The 2,075-nt window shown below is 56.9% G+C and carries 1 protein-coding gene; it reads right to left on the reverse strand.

What is annotated here, in order from left to right:
- Window positions 1-105 precede the first annotated feature (105 nt).
- Window positions 106-2,075: glycoside hydrolase family 31 protein (locus ACSZPU_RS25290; RefSeq protein ID WP_499004353.1), on the reverse strand; the 1,970-nt coding region annotated here is incomplete at its 5' end.

Raw genomic sequence — 2,075 nt, forward strand, 5'->3', positions numbered from 1 at the left:
AGACTCTCAGAGTCTGGACTGAGTACGCCCCTATGGGGCGTTATCAATGCCACCTGCTATGCAGGTGGTTTTTTACAACGAAACCCTCATTTTCAGGCATTTGCATCAGGCGTCAGGGAATATTCCTGTTGTTTTACTGCCTTCACGAATAAAGACCGGAATCGTCTCCAGCCCGGCGGCAACGGTGATTCGCTGCTGACCCTGATAGCGTTCGCCGTTCAAATCGACCCAACCGTGGTTGCCTGGCAGCCAGACTTCACGCTGACGTTGCCCGGCGTGCAGAATCGGGGCCACCAGAATATCCTCCCCAAACAGATACTGGTCTTCCACCTGCCAGCTTTGTGGCTCATCCGGATAGTGCCAGAACAACGGGCGCATCAGTGGATCCCCATGCTGTTGGGCGTTGGTGAACAGGGCATCCACATACGGGCGCAGTTTTTCACGCACCGAGAGCCAGTGTTGCATGATGGCATAGTTCTCTTCCCCATAGCTCCACAGCTCATTAGGCGAGCCGCTGTTGCATTGCGGAATGCCGTTACGGTAGCTTTCCGGCGGCTGGATCTGCGGTTCACGGTAGCCGTGCATACGCAGCACCGGGCAGAACACCGCCCACTGGAACCAGCGGATCAGCAGTTCGTGGAAGGCCGTGTCGTTGACATTGCCGCCCTGGAAACCGCCGATATCCGTTGTCCACCAGGGAATGCCCGCCAGCCCCATATTTAACCCGGCGGCCAGCTGGTTGCGAAACGCGTGGAATGAGGAGTGTACGTCGCCGGACCAGGCCAGTACACCAAAGCGCTGACTGCCCGCCCAGGAGCAGCGCACCAGGTTCACAATCTCTTTCTCGCCATTGGCGATAAGCCCGTCATAAAAGCCCTGTGCAAAATCGCGTGGATACTGGTTGCCCACTTCCAGCACCGGCCCGGCGTGGTAGCGGTAGTTATCAAAATCGTAGGCGCGGTATTCCGGTTCTGCTTCATCAAGCCAGAACAGCTTAATGCCGAGGTCGTAATAGTTTTTCTTCACCGTCTCCCAGACAAATTCACGGGCCTGCGGATGGGTGGCATCGAAGAAGGTGGTGTTGCCCATAAAGTCGAGATTGACCTGTACGCCGCGATCGCTGGTCACCAGATACCCTTTGGCCTTCATCACCGGGAAGAGCGGGCTGCGCGCTTCCACCGTCGGCCAGACGGAGACCATCAGCTCAATGCCTAAGGCTTTCAGTTCGTCGACCATCGCTTTCGGATCCGGCCAGTCGACCGGGTCAAAACACCAGGTGCCCTGATTCGGCCAGTGGAAGAAGTCGATAACCATGACCGACAGCGGCAGGTGGCGACGGCGGTACTCACGCGCCACCTCCAGTACCTCCTGCTGGGTGCGGTAGCGCAATTTGCACTGCCACAAGCCGCTGGTGAAGACGGGAGCAGGCGGTGGTGTGCCGGTGGCTTTTGCATACTGGCGAGTGATGCCCTGAATGTTATCGGCGGCGGTTATCCAGTAGTCCATCTCCTGGGTGACGCGCGCCTGCCATTCGATCTGGTTTTTGGCAAAGCTGGCTTCGCCAATCGCCGGGTTGTTCCACAGCAGACCGTAACCGAGGCTTGATTGCATAAAAGGTACGCTGGCCTGTGAGTTGCGCTGGGCCAGTTCCAGCACGCAGCCTTTCAGATCCAGCCACGGCTGCTGATATTGCCCCATGCCGTAAATCCGCTCGTCCGGGCGTGATTCGAAACGGACGGTAAGCTGGTACTTGCCACCGGGAAGCGGTTTAAATTCGCGGTCATCGAGTTTCAGGGCACTAATGTACTTGTCCTGGCTTTTTTCACTGGCACCAATACCGACGGTAGAGCGTTGACGCCACATCTCCTCAAGCAGCAATTCGCCGCGCTGGTTGTAAAACGCCAGTTGCCCTTTCAGGTTAAGCACTGCGGTGATGTTGCCATTGCGCAGTGTTAATTGCTCCGCACCTGCGGTTATCTGCGGCTGGCAGGCCTGTGGCGCTAGGCTGTGTCCCTTAATTGCATAACCTCTTGTAAAACAATCGGATGCAACCCAGCTTGACCATTGAAAGATAA

This window comes from Phytobacter sp. V69, assembly GCF_965644215.1.
Taxonomy (GTDB): Bacteria; Pseudomonadota; Gammaproteobacteria; order Enterobacterales; family Enterobacteriaceae; genus Phytobacter.